The sequence below is a fragment of the Corynebacterium sp. AOP12-C2-36 genome (assembly GCF_052379185.1).
Taxonomy (GTDB): domain Bacteria; phylum Actinomycetota; class Actinomycetes; order Mycobacteriales; family Mycobacteriaceae; genus Corynebacterium.
On the sequence record NZ_JBQSYJ010000004.1, the window covers coordinates 192,567 to 207,968 of the forward strand.

Here is a 15,402-nt window from a genome sequence, read left to right on the forward strand (position 1 = left end):
CTCCCCGGCCTCTCCCTTCTCCCCTCTCCGCCCTCCAACCTCCACACACCCCTCACCCCTCCCCTCTCCACGCGCCCGTCACCACCATGCGGGCTGAACAAGGTGATTCACCGTGATCCTCGGAAAAGCATCAACTGACCCCTCACCCCCCACCACGAGCTCCGTGGCCACGCGCCCGACAGGCACCAGTGTCCAGCGCATCTCCCAGGCCCGGGAGCGCCGCCAGGACCGCCACCTGCAGCGCAAGTGGTTCTTCATCGTCTCGGACGCGATGGCGCTGTTCGCCGCCACGTTCATCGCCAACGCGGTGAGCCTCTACCTGTGGAAGCCCCTGGGCTGGGCACTGGTGGAGGAGGTCTTCTCCCTGCGCAGCCTGGGGATGACCTTCCTGCTGACGATGTGCTGGGTCGCCGCGATCACCGTGTGCCGTGGCTACAGCCACCAGGCGAGGGCGTTCCCCACCATCGGACGCGAGCTCGTGATCAAGGGGTCCCTGTGCTACTTCGCGGCACTGGCCTGCGTGGACGCCCTGTCGTCCTACGGCCTGTTCCGCCAGTTCGCCCTGCTGGCCCTGCCCACCGGGCTGGTGCTGATGGTCATCACCCGCAACCTGTCGCGCCGCTACACCTCCCGGTTCCGCACGGACCTGCAGCGTCAGTTCCTGGTGATCGGCAACGTCGCCGACATCAACAAGCTGCTGACCACCTCCTGGCACGAGAACAACACCACCGACGACACCGCCGCCGGACGCCCGGGCTGGATCCACGCGATCCTGGTCATCGACCCGCACAACCAGCACCTGCTGGCCGACACCGGCGACGTTCCGCTCAACTCGATCTGTATCGACGAGTCCTTCTCCAACGAGGACTTCGTGGCCACCGCCGCCGGCTACAACTGCGACGCGGTGTGGGTCGCCTCCCTGGCGGAGTTCGGCCACCGCAACCTGCGCCGCCTGTCCTGGCACCTGGACCGGCTGAACATGCGGCTGTACCTCGACCCGATGATCGAGGGCATCGCCGGCACCCGCCTGAACGTGGTCCCCTTCGGTCCCAGCCACACCCTGTACGTGGACCGTCCCCGCTTCAACGCGGCCAACGGGCTGGCCAAGCGCTTCTTCGATGTCGCGGTCTCCGCGTTCGCCCTGGTCGCCGTCTCGCCGATCCTGGCGATCACCGCCCTGGCCATCAAGCTGGAGGACGGCGGCCCGGTGTTCTACGTCAGCGACCGCATCGGCTACCACGGCCGCTCGTTCCGGATCTACAAGTTCCGCAGCATGCACACCGACGCCGACGAGCGCCTGCAGAAGCTGCGCGACGACGTCGGCGCCGACGGCCTGTTCAAGATGAAGGACGACCCGCGCGTCACCAAGGTGGGCAAGTTCATCCGCAAGACCAGCATCGACGAGCTCCCCCAGTTCGCCAACTCCCTGTTCGGCACGATGAGCGTGGTCGGCCCGCGCCCGCACCTGCAGCACGAGGTGGACGCCTTCGGCGACGACATGCGCATGCGCATGGAGGTCCGCCCGGGCATCACCGGCCTGTGGCAGGTCTCCGGACGTTCCGACCTGACCCCCACCCAGGCCGAGAAGCTGGACCTCTACTACGTGGACAACTGGTCGCTGTCGCTGGACGTGCGCACGATCCTGCAGACCGTCCAGGCCGTGCTGCTGTCGCGGGGTGCGTACTAGATGACCACGATCCTGCACGTCACCGACTGTTTCGACGGTGGGGTGGCCACCGCGGTCAACCAGTACGTGCGGCTGACCCCGGAGTACCGCCACGTGCTGCTGGCCAACAACTCCCGCAGCACCGCCCCCACCGCAGGACGCACCCCTGGCGCGTTCAGCGCCGACGAGACGCTGCCGGGCTCACCCGCCGCCGCGGTCACCGCGGTGCGCCGCGCCGCGGACGCCCACCGGGCGGACGTGGTGCACGCCCACTCCAGCTTCGCCGGCGCCTACACCCGCGTGGCACGGTCCTTCGACCTGGTCACGCCGGGGCGTCCGGCACGTCCGGTGGTCTACACCCCGCACAGCTTCGCCTTCGAGCGCGCGGACATCCCCGCCTGGAAGCGCGGCGCCTTCCGCGCCATGGAGCGCTCCCTGCACCCGCTGACCACCGTCGGCGCGTCCTGCGCGCAGTGGGAGGGTGAGCTGATGGTCGGCCTGGGACGCACCCCTGTCGTGGTGGTGCCGAACGCCCTGATGGACGACCACCCGGCGGTGCCGGGCAGCTGGTCGCCACCGCAGGACGGTGCCGCCCCCGTCGTCGGCGTGGTCTCCCGGGTCACCCCGCAACGCGACCCGGCGTTCTTCGCCGAGACCGCCCGCCGCATCCGGCGGCGCATCCCGGACGCCCGGTTCGTGTGGATCGGCGACGGCGACGGCAAGGACGCCTCCCTGGTGGACGTCCTGACCGACGCCGGGGTGGAGGTCACCGGCTGGCTCTCCGGCGAGGAACTGCGCCGCCAGGTCGCCGGACTGTCGCTGATCGTGCATACCGCACGGTGGGACGGCTTCCCGATGGCCGTGCTCGAGGCCCGGCGCATCGGCGTCCCGCTGCTGGTCCGTGACATCCCGGCGCTGCGGGAGTGCCCCGCCACCGCCCGGTTCGACTCCCCCGACGACGCCGCGGCCAAGGCCGTGACGATCCTGCGGGAACGTTCCGACCCCTCGCACTGGGCGGGCCTGGACGAGTCCCACACCCCCGAACGCCAGCACGCGGCCCTCACCGAGGCCTACTCACTCGCACTCGAACTCACCGGAAGGAGGAGACGTGGCAGAACCCGACAGCCCAGCAGCTGAACCGGCCGGCACGGGCCGCCGGTCACCGCTGGAGTCGCCCCTGCTCGTCGCCGTCCTGCTCGGGGCGGTGGCGGTCGTCGTCGGGCTCGTGGCCCGCGCCACGATCACCGGACGCTTCGGCGGCTTCGGCAACGACGCCGGCACCATCCGCGAGATCATGACCTCCCCGTTCAGCGCCATGGACCTGGGTTACGGCTCCTACTCGGTGATCGCCCACTTCTACGGCGCCCTCGGCATGGAGGACGCCCCGACCGCCGCCTCCGTGTTCGGCGCGGTCATCGGCTCCACCGCGCTGGGCATCGTCCTGGTGCGCGTCGGCGGGGTGCACGCAGGGCGGATCTCCCTGGTCCTGGCCCTGGCCACCCCGGTGCTCATCGGCCTGTACCAGGCGACCTACACCAAGGAGATCCTGATCTCCCTGGGCATGATCGCCATCGTGCTGATGCCGATGAACCTGCTCGGCGAGATCGTGGTCGTCGCCGCACTGGCGCTGCTCGGCACCGAGTACCGCACCTACTGGTCGATCGTCGCGGTCGTCTACGTGGTGCTGCGCCTGCTGCTCGCCCGCCGCACCTCACTGCAGGGACGCCGGATCTCCACCACCCCGTGGCGGGTCGTGCGCATCCTCGCACTCCTCGGCGCGCTCGCCGGGCTGGCCGTGTGGATCGGCACCGGTGAACCCGCCGACTACTTCCGCACCGCCGTGAACGAGGGCGAGGCCCGCCAGGCGGTGACCGGGTCGATCATCACCCGGTTCATCGAACTCCCCGAACCGCTCGGCGGCATGGTCAACGTGGTGCTGACCATCCTGTTCTTCATCGTGCCGCTGCCGCTGGCGGCGAAGTTCTCCCCCTACTACCTGGTCATCGGCATCGTGTTCGCCGCGATCTGGGTCAGCGCGGTGTACGCCGCGTCCGCCGCCGCACGCGCCGGCGCCACCCCGGCCGACCGGGCCCGGATCCCGCGACGGCACCGACGGATGATGGCCCGCTTCGCCGCGGTGCCGCTGTCCTTCCTCGTCGTCCAGGGCCTGTTCGAACCCGACTGGGGTTCGGCCCTGCGGCACGCCACCCCGATGGTGCCCCTGATCGTGGGCGCCGTCGCCCTCAACGAACGTTACAGACCGAAAACAGAACCGACAGACACGACCGAACCGACAGACAAGAAAAGGACCCTCTCCATGACAGCCTCCACCACCTCACAGGAGACGTCCGGCGCCTCCGGGCAGAATTACCTCGCCACCTACCTGGGTTACCTGCGCAAGTCCTTCTGGATGCTCCTCGTCGGAGCACTCGTCGGCGGTCTCATCGGCTGGGGCGCCTCCGCACTGATGACGAAGGACTACACCGCCACCTCGCAGCTCTACGTCGGCGCCGCCAACACCGGGAACTCCGCCGACGCCTACCGCGGCACCCTGCTGAGCCAGAGCCAGGTCGGCACCTACGCCGAGATCGCCACCAGCCGTGCCCTCGGCGAGCGTGTCGCCGAGGACCTCGGCCTGGACCAGTCCCCCGCCGAGGTGGCCTCGATGCTCACCGCCGGTGCCAACCGCGACACGGTGATCCTCAACATCAACGCCGTCGCCACCGACGCCGGGCTGGCACGGGACGTCGCCAACTCCGCCGCGACCGAGCTGACCAGCATGGTCGCCGAGCTCAACACCACCGCCTCCCCCGGCGGTGAGTCCAGCGCCCCGCAGCTCGCGCCGCTGAACGACGCCCTCACCCCGGACGCCCCGTCCTCCCCCAAGACGCTGCAGAACGCCGGCATCGGCATCCTCATCGGCCTGGTCGTCGGCCTGGCCGCCGCGATCATCCGCGGCATGACGGACCGCCGCATCCGCGACCAGCACGCGATCACCGACATCGTCGGTGCACCGTCCGTCGGCTCGATCAGCACCAGCGACAACCTCTCCGTCGGCGGAGCCAACAACAGCACCGAGACCGCCGGCTCGCACGTCCTGGACTTCTCCGCCGCCCCGGTCATCGCCGCCGAGCAGTTCCGCGAGCTGCGCACCAACCTGCGCTTCCTCGACGTGGACAACCCCCCGACCGTCATCGCCGTGACCAGCGGCATGCCCGGCGAGGGCAAGTCCACCCTGGCCACCAACCTGGCGCTGGCCCTGGCCGACGACGGCGAGCGTGTCTGCCTCGTGGACGCCGACCTGCGTCGTCCCCGCGTCGCCGACTACCTCGACGGTGACCTGCAGTCCGAGGTCGGCCTGTCCACGGTGCTCTCCGGTGCCGCCGACGTCGACGACATCGTGCAGGACTCCGGACGCGACAGCCTGTCGGTGATCACCTCCGGCCCGCAGCCGCCGAACCCGGCGGAGCTGCTCGGCTCCCAGCGCTTCCGCGACCTACTCGCCGAGCTGGACTCCCGCTACGACTACGTCGTGGTGGACGCCTCCCCGGTCATCCCGGTCACCGACGCCGCCCTGGTCGCCTCCGCGGCCGACGGCATCATCCTGGCCGTGCGCCACGGCAACACCACCGTGGACCAGCTCACCCGCACGACCACCAACCTGAACCAGGTCAGTGCCCACATCCTGGGCACCGTGTTCACCATGACCCCGAAGTCCGAGGGCAAGGGCTACTACCGCAACGGCTACGGTTACGGCTACGGCAACACCGCCCGCGCGGTGAGCTCGGCGAAGAAGACGAGCAGCACGAACGCCGGCTCCACCGGTTCCACCGGCCCGAGCAGCGTGAGCGACGCCACCGCCAGGGAAACGGTGGGAGCGGACCGCTGACCTCCCCCGCACCCGAGGAAACCGGTCGTTCTCACGGCCGGTTTTCGTCGTTGTTACGCATGGGCCCCGCCCTGTTCGGCCAGGGCCTGAACTTCCTGGCGATGCTGCTGCCCATCATCGGGCAGGAGACCGGCCAGCTGGCCTACCTCATGCTGCCGCTGGCGCTCGCCACCGTGCTGTCGCGCACCTCCATCCTGGGTTTCCACAGCCGCTACCTCACGGTCTCGACCGGCTCGCGGGACGCGGCGACGTCCCTGTCGCTGTTGTCGATGCTCGTCGTCACCGTGGTCCTCGTGGTCGTCGGCCTGGTGGCCGACCTGGTGTTCACCCCGGACACCCACACCGTGGCGGTGCTCACCGGCTGGTCCACGATGCTGCTGCTCACCAACGGGTTGTACGTGATGGCCGTGGCCGTGGCGACCCAGGAACAGCGCATGGACGTCTACTCCACCGCCCGCCTCGTCTTCGGCGTGACGAACGTGGTGGCCACCTGCGTGGTCGTCTTCGCCGTGCCCTTCCAGGCCGGGCTGATCGTGGTGGCGGGACTGAACCCGCTCGTCGCGGCCGTGCTGATCCTGTGGCGCACCCGCAACAAGCTGCTCAACGTCCTCTGGCGTGACCGTGGCTCCCTCACCGACGAGGTGCACCGGCGCTGGCTACGCGACTCCACACGCCCCACCGGCGGGGTGCTGCTGGCGGAGTTCGGCTTCCAGTTCCAGGGGTTCATCACCCCGTTCCTGGGCCCCTACCAGGAACTGTGGGCGGTCGTCGTGCGCCTCACCGGCGGGTTCGGCACGCTGGCCCAGCAGGTCGTGGCCCCTCCCGTGGAGGCGAAGATCGCCGCGGCCGTGCGCGCCGACGACGTGGCCGGCGAGCGCTCCTGGTGCCGCAAGGCGTTGCTCATCGGCCTGGCACTCGGTGCCGCCAGTGCGGCGGTGCAGGCCGGTGCCGTGCTGTTCTCCCTGCACGGGGACGACTCGGCGACGGTCCTGTCGCTGGCCCTGGTCAGCGTGTTCTGCTTGACCTGGATGCCCTCGGCGATGTGCTCGAAGATCCCGTTGATGAAGCGGTTGAACCGGTACTACCTGGCCTGGGCGTTCGGACGCCTGGTGCTGCTGCTCCCCCTGCTGCTCCTGCGCGACACCGCCCTGCTCGTCGGCGTGGTGTCGGTGATGTCGGCGACCGCGGTCTTCCTCATGTGGACCAGCCTGCGCCCGGCCCAGCCGGAGTAGCCCCCACTCCCCGTCCCCCAGGCAGACGGCAACCCCACAGGTTGGTGCGACCATCCTGTGGGGTTGCTGCGTCGGGCCGGAAGTGGGCCAGCGGGGTTACCGGATGTTGCGCAGTTCCTCGACCGGACGGTTCGTGGACCGAGTGTGCCTGGCACCCTCGGCCGGGTAGCCGAAGGCGGCCATCGAGATGAACTCCAGGCCCTCGTCCGCGCCGATCTCCTCGCGCAGCGCGCGGGACTCCCCGGAGCGGATCGACAGGTTCAGCGCGCACGACGACACCCCCAGGCAGTGGAAGGCGAGCATCAGCTCGTCGAGGAAGATGCCGCCGTCGACCCACGCCTGGTTGCGTTCCCCTGCACCGCCGAAGGCGCGCAGGTCCACGGCGACGACGGCGAGCAGCGGGACGGTGTGCCCGAATCCGCGGTTGCCGTTCTGGTGGCGCAGCACCCGGTCGATGTCCTCGCGGGTGGAGAAGAACTGCACGCGCCAGGGCTGGCGGTTGCACACCGACGGTGCCCCGCCGGCCGCGGCGACAGCCTCGTCCACGATCGACTCGTCCACCGGACGCTGCGGGTCGAAGTTGCGCACGCTCGAGCGGCTGCGCAGCAGTTCGAGCAGTTCACCGGAGGCGCCAGCCGCCTCGGGGAGGTGGGTGACGTCGTCGGCGAGCTCGCCGCCGGCGTTCCAGCTCGTCAGGGCGTCCTGCCCGCTGGCGGCGTCGTGACGCGCCCACGTCGGGGCGTCCGAGAGGCGTCCGACGCCCTTGGCCAGACGCGGCACCAGGTCGCTGCCGAAGGGTTGCTTGGGGGCGGGCAGCGCCAGGGCCTTCTCCACGCGGTGGGTGTCCTTGAGAACCTGGTAGCCGATCACGCCGGGGTCGCCGGAGTCCAGCGCGACGCCGTTGGAGCACTTGCCGTACCTGATGAACCGCACGGTGTCCGACGCACTGTCGGCCACCGTCCTGGCCAGGTCGCGGGCGTAAACGAGGCGGCTGCGCACGGCGGGCGGGAGGGAGTCTTTGTTGATCATGGCCGGAGACCTTTCGGAGAAAAAGGGGTGGACGTCGGTGAGGGGTGTGCTGAGGGGTGTGCTGGGAGGGTCAGGCGAAGTTGAGTTCGGCCTTCGCCGTCATCGTGGCCAGCCCGGTGGACAGGGCGTCGGTGTCGCGGGCCACGGCCCGGGCGGTGTCGACCATGGCGACCAGCCGGTCGGCGGTGGTCTCGGCGGGGGCGAGCACGCAGTCGGACAGCCCGAACTCGCGCATCAGGCCCTCGACCTTGCCCTGGGTGTCGAAGAGCACGCAGGGCCGGCCGCTGGACAGCGTCAGGATGCCCAGGTGCATGCGCGCGGAGACCACCACGTCGGCGTGGGTGACGATGCCGAGCACCTCCGCCGGGCTGAGCAGCCGGTCGGCGAGTGTCACGTACGGTGCGGTGGCGGCGTCCTGCAGTCGGTCGTGGACCTGCCGGCAGGCGTCGAGGTCGTCGTCGCCGGCGCGCACCACGTGCGGCACCAGCACCACCGACCAGTCGCGGGCGACGAGGCGGCGCACGGTCTCCGCCATCTCGTCGAGGTAGGTCTGCGCGCCGCCCGACCTGGACAGTCGCTTGAGCACGAGGCCGGAGACGTTGACCACCGCGACGCGGCGGGCGTCGTCCTGCTGCCGCCCTGCCCAGTCGCCGAAGGGGGTGGACGCCGCGTCGATGCGGTGGGTGAACACGATGTCGGCGGCCAGACCGACACCACCGATGCCCGCGCCGCCCATGCGTTCGCGCGACACCGCGTCGCGGGCGAAGAGCTGGACGTCCTGGTCGAGGTCGCGGAAGCGCTGCAGGACGTAGGGGTCGGGGTGGGCCGACCAGCTGAAGCCGAGCACACGGCAGTCCAGCCCGGCGCGCGCGCCGAGCTCCAGGGCGAGCAGACGCAGTGCGGCCTCGCGTCCCTGGTAGCCGCCGTCCATGACGTCGGCGCCGATGACGGTGAGGCTGCGTGCCGTGGGGAAGTAGCTGGTCAGCCGGCGGCGGGCGAGCCCGGCGGTGAGCAGGTTGCCGTCGGTCAGGGCGGGCAGCTCCACCAGGGTCACCCGGTCGGCGTAGACGGGCGGGACGGTGAAGGCGTCGGCGGAGGGGACGACGGCGATGATGCGGCCGCCCGACGTCGCGCCGAGCTTGCCCAGTTTGCCCAACGCTGCCTCGAACATGGCCTGGTCACCGATGTTGCCGTTGCCGACGGTGGTGACCAGCAGGTCGACGGGGCGGGTGGCCGCGGCGCGGCGTCCTGCACTCCCGCGTCCTGTGGTGCCACGTCCTGTGGTGCCACGTCCGGCGAGCGTCAGGGACGCGCGGCGTTCCAGCGCCATCAACCGGTCCACGGAGGACGCCCGGTGGGCCACGGCGCGGGCGATCTCGGCCGGGGTGTGCTCGCTCAGGACGGTACGGACGGTGTTCACGGGTGAGCTCACGAGAGAGGTCACGGGCGCACCTCCTGCTTGTCCTGTGCGCCTTCTGCAGCACCGGCTGCGCCTTCTGCGTAGGCGGCGTCCCCGGCGCGGATCAGTTCCGCCAGGTCCGACCAGTCGGGCTGCTCGGCGACGCGGCGGATCGCCCCGGCGGAGAGCTCCCGGTAGCGCTGCGGGTCGCGCAGCAGCGACTCCACGGCATCGGCCACGGCCTCCGGGGAGGCGGATTCTGCGACCACGCCGAAGCCCTCGACCTGGTCGGGGATCGCGCCGACGGGCGTCCCCACGCACGGCACCGCGTGGGCCAGTGCCAGGGTCACCGGGCCGGACTGGCTGGCCTCGGTGTAGGGCAGCAGCATGATGTCGAAACCACGCACCACCTCGGTGACCTCGTCCTCCGGGATCCACCGGTTGTCCCAGGTGGCCTGTTGCCCCAGCGGGGTCTCGCGCAGGCGCTCCTCCGGGCCGGAGCCGATGATGTGCAGTTCGCAGGACGGTGCGTCCCGCCCGCGCAGGATCTCCATCGCCTCGAGTGCGACGTCGATGCCCTTGTACTTCTGCAGCCGGCCGAACAGGCCGATGACCGGCACCCCGCCGGGCAGGCCCGCCGGCGGCAGCTCGCGCGGCGTGGTCGCGGCGTCCTGCAGGTCGAACGGCGGGTGGCTGCCGGTGGAGACCGGCACGTCCACCTGCCCGGCGAGCACGTCGGTGACCGCCGAGGAGAAGGTGACGACGCGGTCGGCGCGGCGCAGTTCATTGCGCCGGCCCACCGCCTGGACCACGTTGCCCTCGCCCGGGTGGGCGGAACCGTCGTGGATGCAGGCCACGTACTCCACGTCGCGCGGGATGAGCAGCGGCAGGGCGAGCGACTGGTAGACGCTCTCCATCACGCAGACCACCCGTTCGATCCGGTGTGAACGGATCCACCGGCGCAGACGCACCGCGTTGAGCAGCAGCCGGGGAAGCCCGAGGACCACCCCGGCGGTGGAGTTGTAGGTGGGCACCGGGAACGCCGGCACACCGCCGCGGGCCTGCGCGGCGAACCGCGGTGCGATCTCCGCGTCGGGGTTGTAGGAGAGGAAGGACGCTGGGGAAGGTGCCTGCGCTGATTGCGCTGACTCGTGCTCAGCGGAAGCCTGGAACGCCCTGGTGGAGTCGGTGTCGCCGTCGACGAGATCGGCGAGGAACCGGGGGCCGCCGCCTGTGCGACCCCAGTGGACCCAGAGTGTCCTGGCTTCCGACGGCAGGGTGAGGGACCTGTCGACATTGGACATGGGGCACATTGTAGGCCAGCCGCCGCACTCGTGCCCGTCACGTTGCCCGGCCACCGGTCCCTGCCTAGGATGAGGGTGACTCACCGGGGCACTCTCCCTCTCCCACTCTCTCCCTGTGCTCTCCCCCTCTCTCCCCCCTGCGCCCCGGTCACACCCCTCACACCCGTAGGACGTTCCTCGATGACCTCCAACAAGATCCGGCAGGACGCTGCCGTCGCGTCGCCACGCGGCGCGCGTGCGGCGTCCCGCAATCTCCCGGTCGACACGCTTCGCGGCGTCGCCTGCCTGTTCCTGGTGACCTTCCACGTCATCGGCTACAACGCCGCCGACGGCATCCAGGTCGGCGACGACAGCGCGCTGCGCTACTACACCGACTCCGTCGACTACCTGCGCATGCCGCTGTTCACGCTGCTCGCCGGGCTGGTGTACGCCTGGCGTCCACTCACCGACGTGTCCGGCTACCGCTCCTTCATGGGCAAGAAGGCCCGCCGGCTGCTGGTGCCCTACGTGATCTTCGTGCCCGCCATCGGGCTGACGCAGGTGTACCTGACCGGCACGAACTCCTCCCGGGACCTCGACCCGGTGCACTGGCTGCTGTACTCGCTGAGCCCCTACTGGTTCCTGCTCACCACCTTCTGGCTCTTCGCCGTGGTCGCGCTGCTGGACTCGCGCCGGCTGCTGTCCACGCGCCTCAACTTCGCCCTGCTGTTCACCGCCTCGCTGGTCGTGGTGGTGCTGACCCAGACCGAGTACTTCCGCTTCCTGCAGCTGGGCCAGACGCTGACCCTCGCCCCGTTCTTCCTCGCCGGCGTGGCGCTGACCCGCTTCTCGTTGATCCCCGCCAACCGTGCCGTCCTGGCCGGCTGCACCGTGCTGCTGGTGGTCGTGGCCGTGGCCGTGCAGTTCTCCCTGGCCGGCGCGTTCCCGGGCATCGACGGCGCCTTCGACTCCCGCCACAGCCTGGTGGGCATCGCCCTGGGTATCCTGTTCCCCCTGGTCTTCCTCGGCTGGAAACTCGCCGACCGCCGGCTGGCCTGGATCGGCGGCTACTCCTCGGGCATCTTCCTACTGCACTCCTTCGCCATCGGCGCCTGCCGCGCGGTGGCCTCGGCGGCGGGCGTGACCTCGGTCCCGGTACTGTTCGTGGCCCTGACCGTCGGCGGGGTGGGCCTGTCCATCCTGGGCGTTGTCGTGCTGCGCAAGTTCCGCGTGGGCCGGGTCGTTCTCGGCGAGAAGGCAGGAGGGACGAGACGATGAACGTGCTGTTCGTCTGCACCGGCAACATCTGCCGCTCCCCGGTGGCCGAGTACCTGCTGCGCGACGGCCTCGACCGGAACTCCGGCGTCACCGTGACCAGCGCCGGAACGTCCGGCATGACCGGCTACCCGATGGACCCGCGCTCCCTGGAGTACCTCGCCGGGCGCGGCGTGGACGGTTCCGGCTTCACCGCCCGGCGCGTCGACCGGCACGTGCTGAAGGACGCCGACCTGGTCGTCGGCCTGGAGAAGTCCCACGTGGACCACTGCCTGCGCCTCGCCCCGGCGATGCTCAAGCGCACCTTCCGGCTGCACCAGCTCGCCGAGTGGCACCGCGGCGGCGAGCTGACGTCCCTGACCCAGCTCCCCCACCAGCGCAACCGGCTGCCGCGGGTGACCCACGACCACACCGACCCGGTGGGTTTCTCCTCCACCGGGGACTACGACCGTCTGCTCGACGACGTCGCCGCCGACGTCAGCGCCGTCGTCGACCTCCTCTCCCACTAGAACACCCCACCGACACCCCACCACCCTCTCCCCCGCTAGGAGCCCCCATGCCGCCCCTCACACGGCTCACCTGGATCGACACGGTCAAGGGCATCGCCGTGATCCTCGTCGTCCTCTACCACGCGGTCGCCCTCGCCGAACCGAAGTCCTGGTCCGGCGACCAGCTCTCCATGTTCACCTCCGCGCTGCTGACCGTGCGCATGCCCCTGTTCTTCGCGATGTCCGGGTTCTTCTTCCTGCGCCGGGTGGACCGGCCGTGGGCCTGGCAGCTGCGCAACCGCATCGGCCCGTTCCTGTGGCTGTTCGTCGTGTGGACGGCGGTGTGGCTGCTGGTCTTCCAGTTCCTGCCCGTCGAGCGCAACGGCGGCACGGACGTCCGCCAGTTCGTCCTGCTGTTCGTGGACCCCTCGATCGGCCCGTGGTACATCTACGCCCTGGCGATCTACTTCGTGGTGGTCAAGCTGATGCGTCCGCTGCCGGTGTGGCTGCAGTTCGTGATCGGCGCGGCGGTGTCCCTGCCGGTGGCCTGCGGTTTCCTCACGGTCGACTCGTGGGTGTGGACCTCGCTGCTCACCCACTTCATCACCTTCCAGATCGGTGCACTCGGCAACCGGGCGTTGACGTCCATGGCCGGCCGGGCGAACGTGTGGTGGCTGCTGGGACTCGGCGCGGCGTGGGGCGCCGGCACCGCGGCCCTGTTCTTCGTGGGCCTGGGGCTGGACAACCTGGCGCGTATCCCGGTGACCCTGCTGGGTATGGCGATGGGCGTGACCGCGGCGGTGCTGATCGACCGGCACGCCTCGGGCCTGCGCCTGGCGTGGGTCGGCAAGAACACCCTGCCGATCTACCTGCTGCACATCCCGCTGCTGGGCGTGTTCTACAGCGTCGACCTCGACCTGCCCTCCACCACACCGGTGGCCGTGGGTGTGCCACTGCTCGGCACCGCACTGACCGTGGTGGTCGCACTGCTGATCTGGCGGGTGATCCGCGGGATCCCCGGTGTCTTCATCGTCCCGTGGACCGGCGAGGGCGCGAACACGCGCACCGCGCGTAAGTCCCCGACTGCGCAGACCGGGCAGGACGCCCCGGCATCCGACGCTGCGTCCGACGCTGCGTCCGACGCGGCGTCCGACGCGGCGCCGGCGCCGCAGCGTCCTGACCGGGAGGGCAGCGGGCAGCTGCCGGTGGGGAACTCCTGAATGCCCCGCCCACGTCCCCGCACACATCTGCGCCCCCGCACCACGGGGGCCCACGCGCGTGCGGTGGGCGTCCTGCTGCTGGCGTTCCTGCTGTGCCTGTGGGGGTTCTTCGCCCTGACGAAGATCTACCTGCCGCGCCTCGACCCGCTGCCGGCGGACGTCGACGTGCTCATGCAGGTCGGCGGCGCCGCACCGTCCGATGCGCTCGCCGCCCGGCAACTCGCCCAGGAGCAGGGCATCTCCGACCTGGTGATCTCCGACCCCACCGGCGTGCAACGCTTCCACGACGCCTGGTGCGCCCCGCTGGAGGGCGTGCGCGTGCACTGCTTCGCCCCCGAGCCCTCCACCACCCGCGGGGAGGCCCGGGAGTTCGCCGACCTTGCCGAGGACAACGGCTGGGAGTCCGCCATGGTGCTGTCCACCGGGCGTGAACACGTCGAACGCGTCCGCCTGTACTTCGAACGGTGCTGGGACGGTGACCTCTCCGTGAACCGTCCCGAGAGCCCGCGCTCCGTGGTCAACCACCTCAAGCAGGCCGTCTACCAGACCGCCGGCTGGGGCCGCGCGATGAAGACCCTCGACTGCTGAAGGCCTCCCCCCACACACCCCGCACCCCCTCACACACCCCAAGGATCCACATGTCAGCCCGTACTCTCTCCTCGCCGTCTTCACCACCCTCCCGCGTCACCTGGATAGACACCGTCAAGGGTGCGGCGATCCTCCTCGTCGTTCTCATGCACGTCGCCACCGCCGCCGTCGACCAGTCCTGGTACGACCCGCGCGTGCTGGACGCCATGTCCCCGCTGCGCACCGTACGCATGCCCCTGTTCTTCGCCATGGCCGGCTACTTCTTCCTGCGCCGCGTCGACCGGCCCTGGCCGTGGCAGGTGCAGAACCGCCTCGGGCCGTTCCTGTGGCTGTTCCTGCTGTGGAGCGCCCTGTGGGCCCTGAGCGCCCAGGTGTTCCCCTGGAACGACAGCTACGACACCCTCCTGCGCATCCTCGAGGTGCCGATCGACCCCACGTACGGCCCGTGGTTCATCTACGCCCTGGCCATCTACTACGCCGCCGTGAAGCTGATGCGCCCGCTGCCGCTGTGGCTGCAGTTCGGGATCGGCGCCGTGGTGTCCCTGCCGGTCGCGTTCGGGTGGCTGGGCATCGACAACTTCGCCTGGGAGCGCACGCTCACCCACTTCCTGGTCTTCCAGTTCGGCGTCTACGGCCACCGGGTGATCGCCGCGGTCGCCGGACGTGCCAGCGTACTGCTGCTCGTCGCCGTGGGCGGGGTGTGGGCCGCGGGCATCGCCGGGGTCACCGTGACCGGTATCGGCCTGACGTCGGTGTGCTGGCTGCCGCTGACCGTGCTGGGCATGGCCACCGGCATCATCGCCGCCACCCTCATCGCCCGGTACCTGCCGTGGCTGCACCTGGACTGGTTCGGACGCAACACCCTGCCGGTGTACCTGCTGCACCTGCCCGTCATCGGCGTGCTGCTCACCGCGGACCCGCAGCTGACCTCCACCCCGCTGACCGCCGCGGGCGGCACCGTGGTGCTCACCGTGCTCACCGTGGCCGGCACCCTGCTGGTCTGGCGGGTGCTGCGCCCGGTGCCGGGACTGTTCATCGCCCCGTGGCCCGGCGAGGGAGCGAACACGCGTCCAGCGAAGGCCACAGGGGCCTCAGGGAAGTCAGGGGCCCCGGCGTCCCGGCATCCTGCAGACGACGCCCCGGTTACCGGCTCATTTCCCCGAACTTGAAGGATCATGTCAGGAAAATGAGCTAAGCATATACTTGGAGAAGTTCCACCCCCGGAAGAACTTTCCCGTCGGCCCCGTAACGATTGCTCCGGAAAAACGATAGTACGTCTGTACTGGAAGAATGCTGTCAATTTCCTTGGGGGGATCGTTGACGGTGGCCATGT

At 70.3% G+C, this 15,402-nt stretch carries 12 protein-coding genes; 9 read left to right on the plus strand and 3 right to left on the minus strand.

Going from position 1 to position 15,402, the window contains the following annotated elements; all coding sequences use genetic code 11:
- Positions 1-163: 163 nt before the first annotated feature.
- The 4 genes from ACT3UN_RS05120 to ACT3UN_RS05135 are packed head-to-tail and all read left to right on the plus strand — an operon-like array spanning position 164 to position 6,787.
- The gene (locus ACT3UN_RS05120; protein WP_444656605.1) at positions 164-1,687 is read left to right on the plus strand and encodes a sugar transferase; all 1,524 of its coding nucleotides are present in this window, start codon (positions 164-166) and stop codon (positions 1,685-1,687) included.
- Positions 1,688-2,803, plus strand: coding sequence for a glycosyltransferase (locus tag ACT3UN_RS05125; RefSeq protein WP_444656607.1), 1,116 nt, complete (start codon positions 1,688-1,690; stop codon positions 2,801-2,803).
- Entirely contained in the window at positions 2,775-5,555 is a 2,781-nt protein-coding gene (locus tag ACT3UN_RS05130; RefSeq protein WP_444656609.1) for a polysaccharide biosynthesis tyrosine autokinase, read from the plus strand. Before ACT3UN_RS05125 ends, ACT3UN_RS05130 begins: the two co-directional genes overlap by 29 nt.
- A 59-nt stretch (positions 5,556-5,614) precedes the next feature.
- On the plus strand, positions 5,615-6,787 hold the full coding sequence (locus ACT3UN_RS05135) for a hypothetical protein (protein ID WP_444656611.1): 1,173 nt from the start codon (positions 5,615-5,617) through the stop codon (positions 6,785-6,787).
- A gap of 96 nt (positions 6,788-6,883) precedes the next feature.
- Here the strand turns inward: ACT3UN_RS05135 and ACT3UN_RS05140 are convergent, their stop codons facing one another.
- The 3 genes from ACT3UN_RS05140 to ACT3UN_RS05150 all read right to left on the minus strand — a co-directional run bounded on the left by ACT3UN_RS05140 (position 6,884) and on the right by ACT3UN_RS05150 (position 10,519).
- Positions 6,884-7,816 carry a nitroreductase family protein gene (locus ACT3UN_RS05140; RefSeq protein ID WP_301442989.1) on the minus strand — a complete coding sequence of 311 codons (933 nt, stop codon included), beginning with the start codon at positions 7,814-7,816 and terminating at the stop codon, positions 6,884-6,886.
- Between the two features lie 70 nt (positions 7,817-7,886).
- On the minus strand, positions 7,887-9,260 hold the full coding sequence (locus tag ACT3UN_RS05145; RefSeq protein WP_301442988.1) for a polysaccharide pyruvyl transferase family protein: 1,374 nt from the start codon (positions 9,258-9,260) through the stop codon (positions 7,887-7,889).
- A complete protein-coding gene (locus ACT3UN_RS05150) occupies positions 9,257-10,519 on the minus strand; it encodes a glycosyltransferase family 4 protein (protein ID WP_301442987.1) in 1,263 nt (420 codons plus the stop codon). Before ACT3UN_RS05150 ends, ACT3UN_RS05145 begins: the two co-directional genes overlap by 4 nt.
- Positions 10,520-10,699: 180 nt before the next feature.
- On the opposite strand from ACT3UN_RS05150, the gene ACT3UN_RS05155 reads away from it, so the two are divergent.
- From ACT3UN_RS05155 to ACT3UN_RS05175, 5 genes are read left to right on the plus strand one after another with little or no spacing between them, the layout of a single operon-like run.
- Positions 10,700-11,776: an acyltransferase family protein gene (locus ACT3UN_RS05155; protein WP_441579114.1), complete on the plus strand. Its 1,077-nt coding sequence runs from the start codon at positions 10,700-10,702 to the stop codon at positions 11,774-11,776.
- Positions 11,773-12,282: an arsenate reductase/protein-tyrosine-phosphatase family protein gene (locus ACT3UN_RS05160; protein ID WP_441579113.1), complete on the plus strand. Its 510-nt coding sequence runs from the start codon at positions 11,773-11,775 to the stop codon at positions 12,280-12,282. The genes ACT3UN_RS05155 and ACT3UN_RS05160 overlap by 4 nt, the downstream gene beginning before the upstream one ends.
- 47 nt (positions 12,283-12,329) lie before the next feature.
- On the plus strand, positions 12,330-13,481 hold the full coding sequence (locus ACT3UN_RS05165) for an acyltransferase family protein (RefSeq protein WP_444656613.1): 1,152 nt from the start codon (positions 12,330-12,332) through the stop codon (positions 13,479-13,481).
- Positions 13,482-14,069 (plus strand): hypothetical protein, encoded by a 588-nt coding sequence (locus ACT3UN_RS05170; protein ID WP_301444291.1) that lies wholly within the window; start codon positions 13,482-13,484, stop codon positions 14,067-14,069.
- A 50-nt stretch (positions 14,070-14,119) separates the two neighbouring features.
- A complete protein-coding gene (locus tag ACT3UN_RS05175; RefSeq protein WP_441588176.1) occupies positions 14,120-15,238 on the plus strand; it encodes an acyltransferase family protein in 1,119 nt (372 codons plus the stop codon).
- Positions 15,239-15,402 lie beyond the last annotated feature (164 nt).

What these genes read in the sequence shown, in the direction of transcription:
- ACT3UN_RS05125 (WP_444656607.1), top strand. Translation starts at nt 1,688, where the DNA reads ATGACCACGATCCTGCACGTCACCGACTGTTTCGACGGTGGGGTGGCC.
- ACT3UN_RS05135 (WP_444656611.1), top strand. Translation starts at nt 5,615, where the DNA reads ATGGGCCCCGCCCTGTTCGGCCAGGGCCTGAACTTCCTGGCGATGCTG.
- ACT3UN_RS05140 (WP_301442989.1), bottom strand. Translation starts at nt 7,816, where the DNA reads ATGATCAACAAAGACTCCCTCCCGCCCGCCGTGCGCAGCCGCCTCGTT.
- ACT3UN_RS05150 (WP_301442987.1), bottom strand. Translation starts at nt 10,519, where the DNA reads ATGTCCAATGTCGACAGGTCCCTCACCCTGCCGTCGGAAGCCAGGACA.
- ACT3UN_RS05155 (WP_441579114.1), top strand. Translation starts at nt 10,700, where the DNA reads ATGACCTCCAACAAGATCCGGCAGGACGCTGCCGTCGCGTCGCCACGC.
- ACT3UN_RS05160 (WP_441579113.1), top strand. Translation starts at nt 11,773, where the DNA reads ATGAACGTGCTGTTCGTCTGCACCGGCAACATCTGCCGCTCCCCGGTG.
- ACT3UN_RS05165 (WP_444656613.1), top strand. Translation starts at nt 12,330, where the DNA reads ATGCCGCCCCTCACACGGCTCACCTGGATCGACACGGTCAAGGGCATC.
- ACT3UN_RS05170 (WP_301444291.1), top strand. Translation starts at nt 13,482, where the DNA reads ATGCCCCGCCCACGTCCCCGCACACATCTGCGCCCCCGCACCACGGGG.
- ACT3UN_RS05175 (WP_441588176.1), top strand. Translation starts at nt 14,120, where the DNA reads ATGTCAGCCCGTACTCTCTCCTCGCCGTCTTCACCACCCTCCCGCGTC.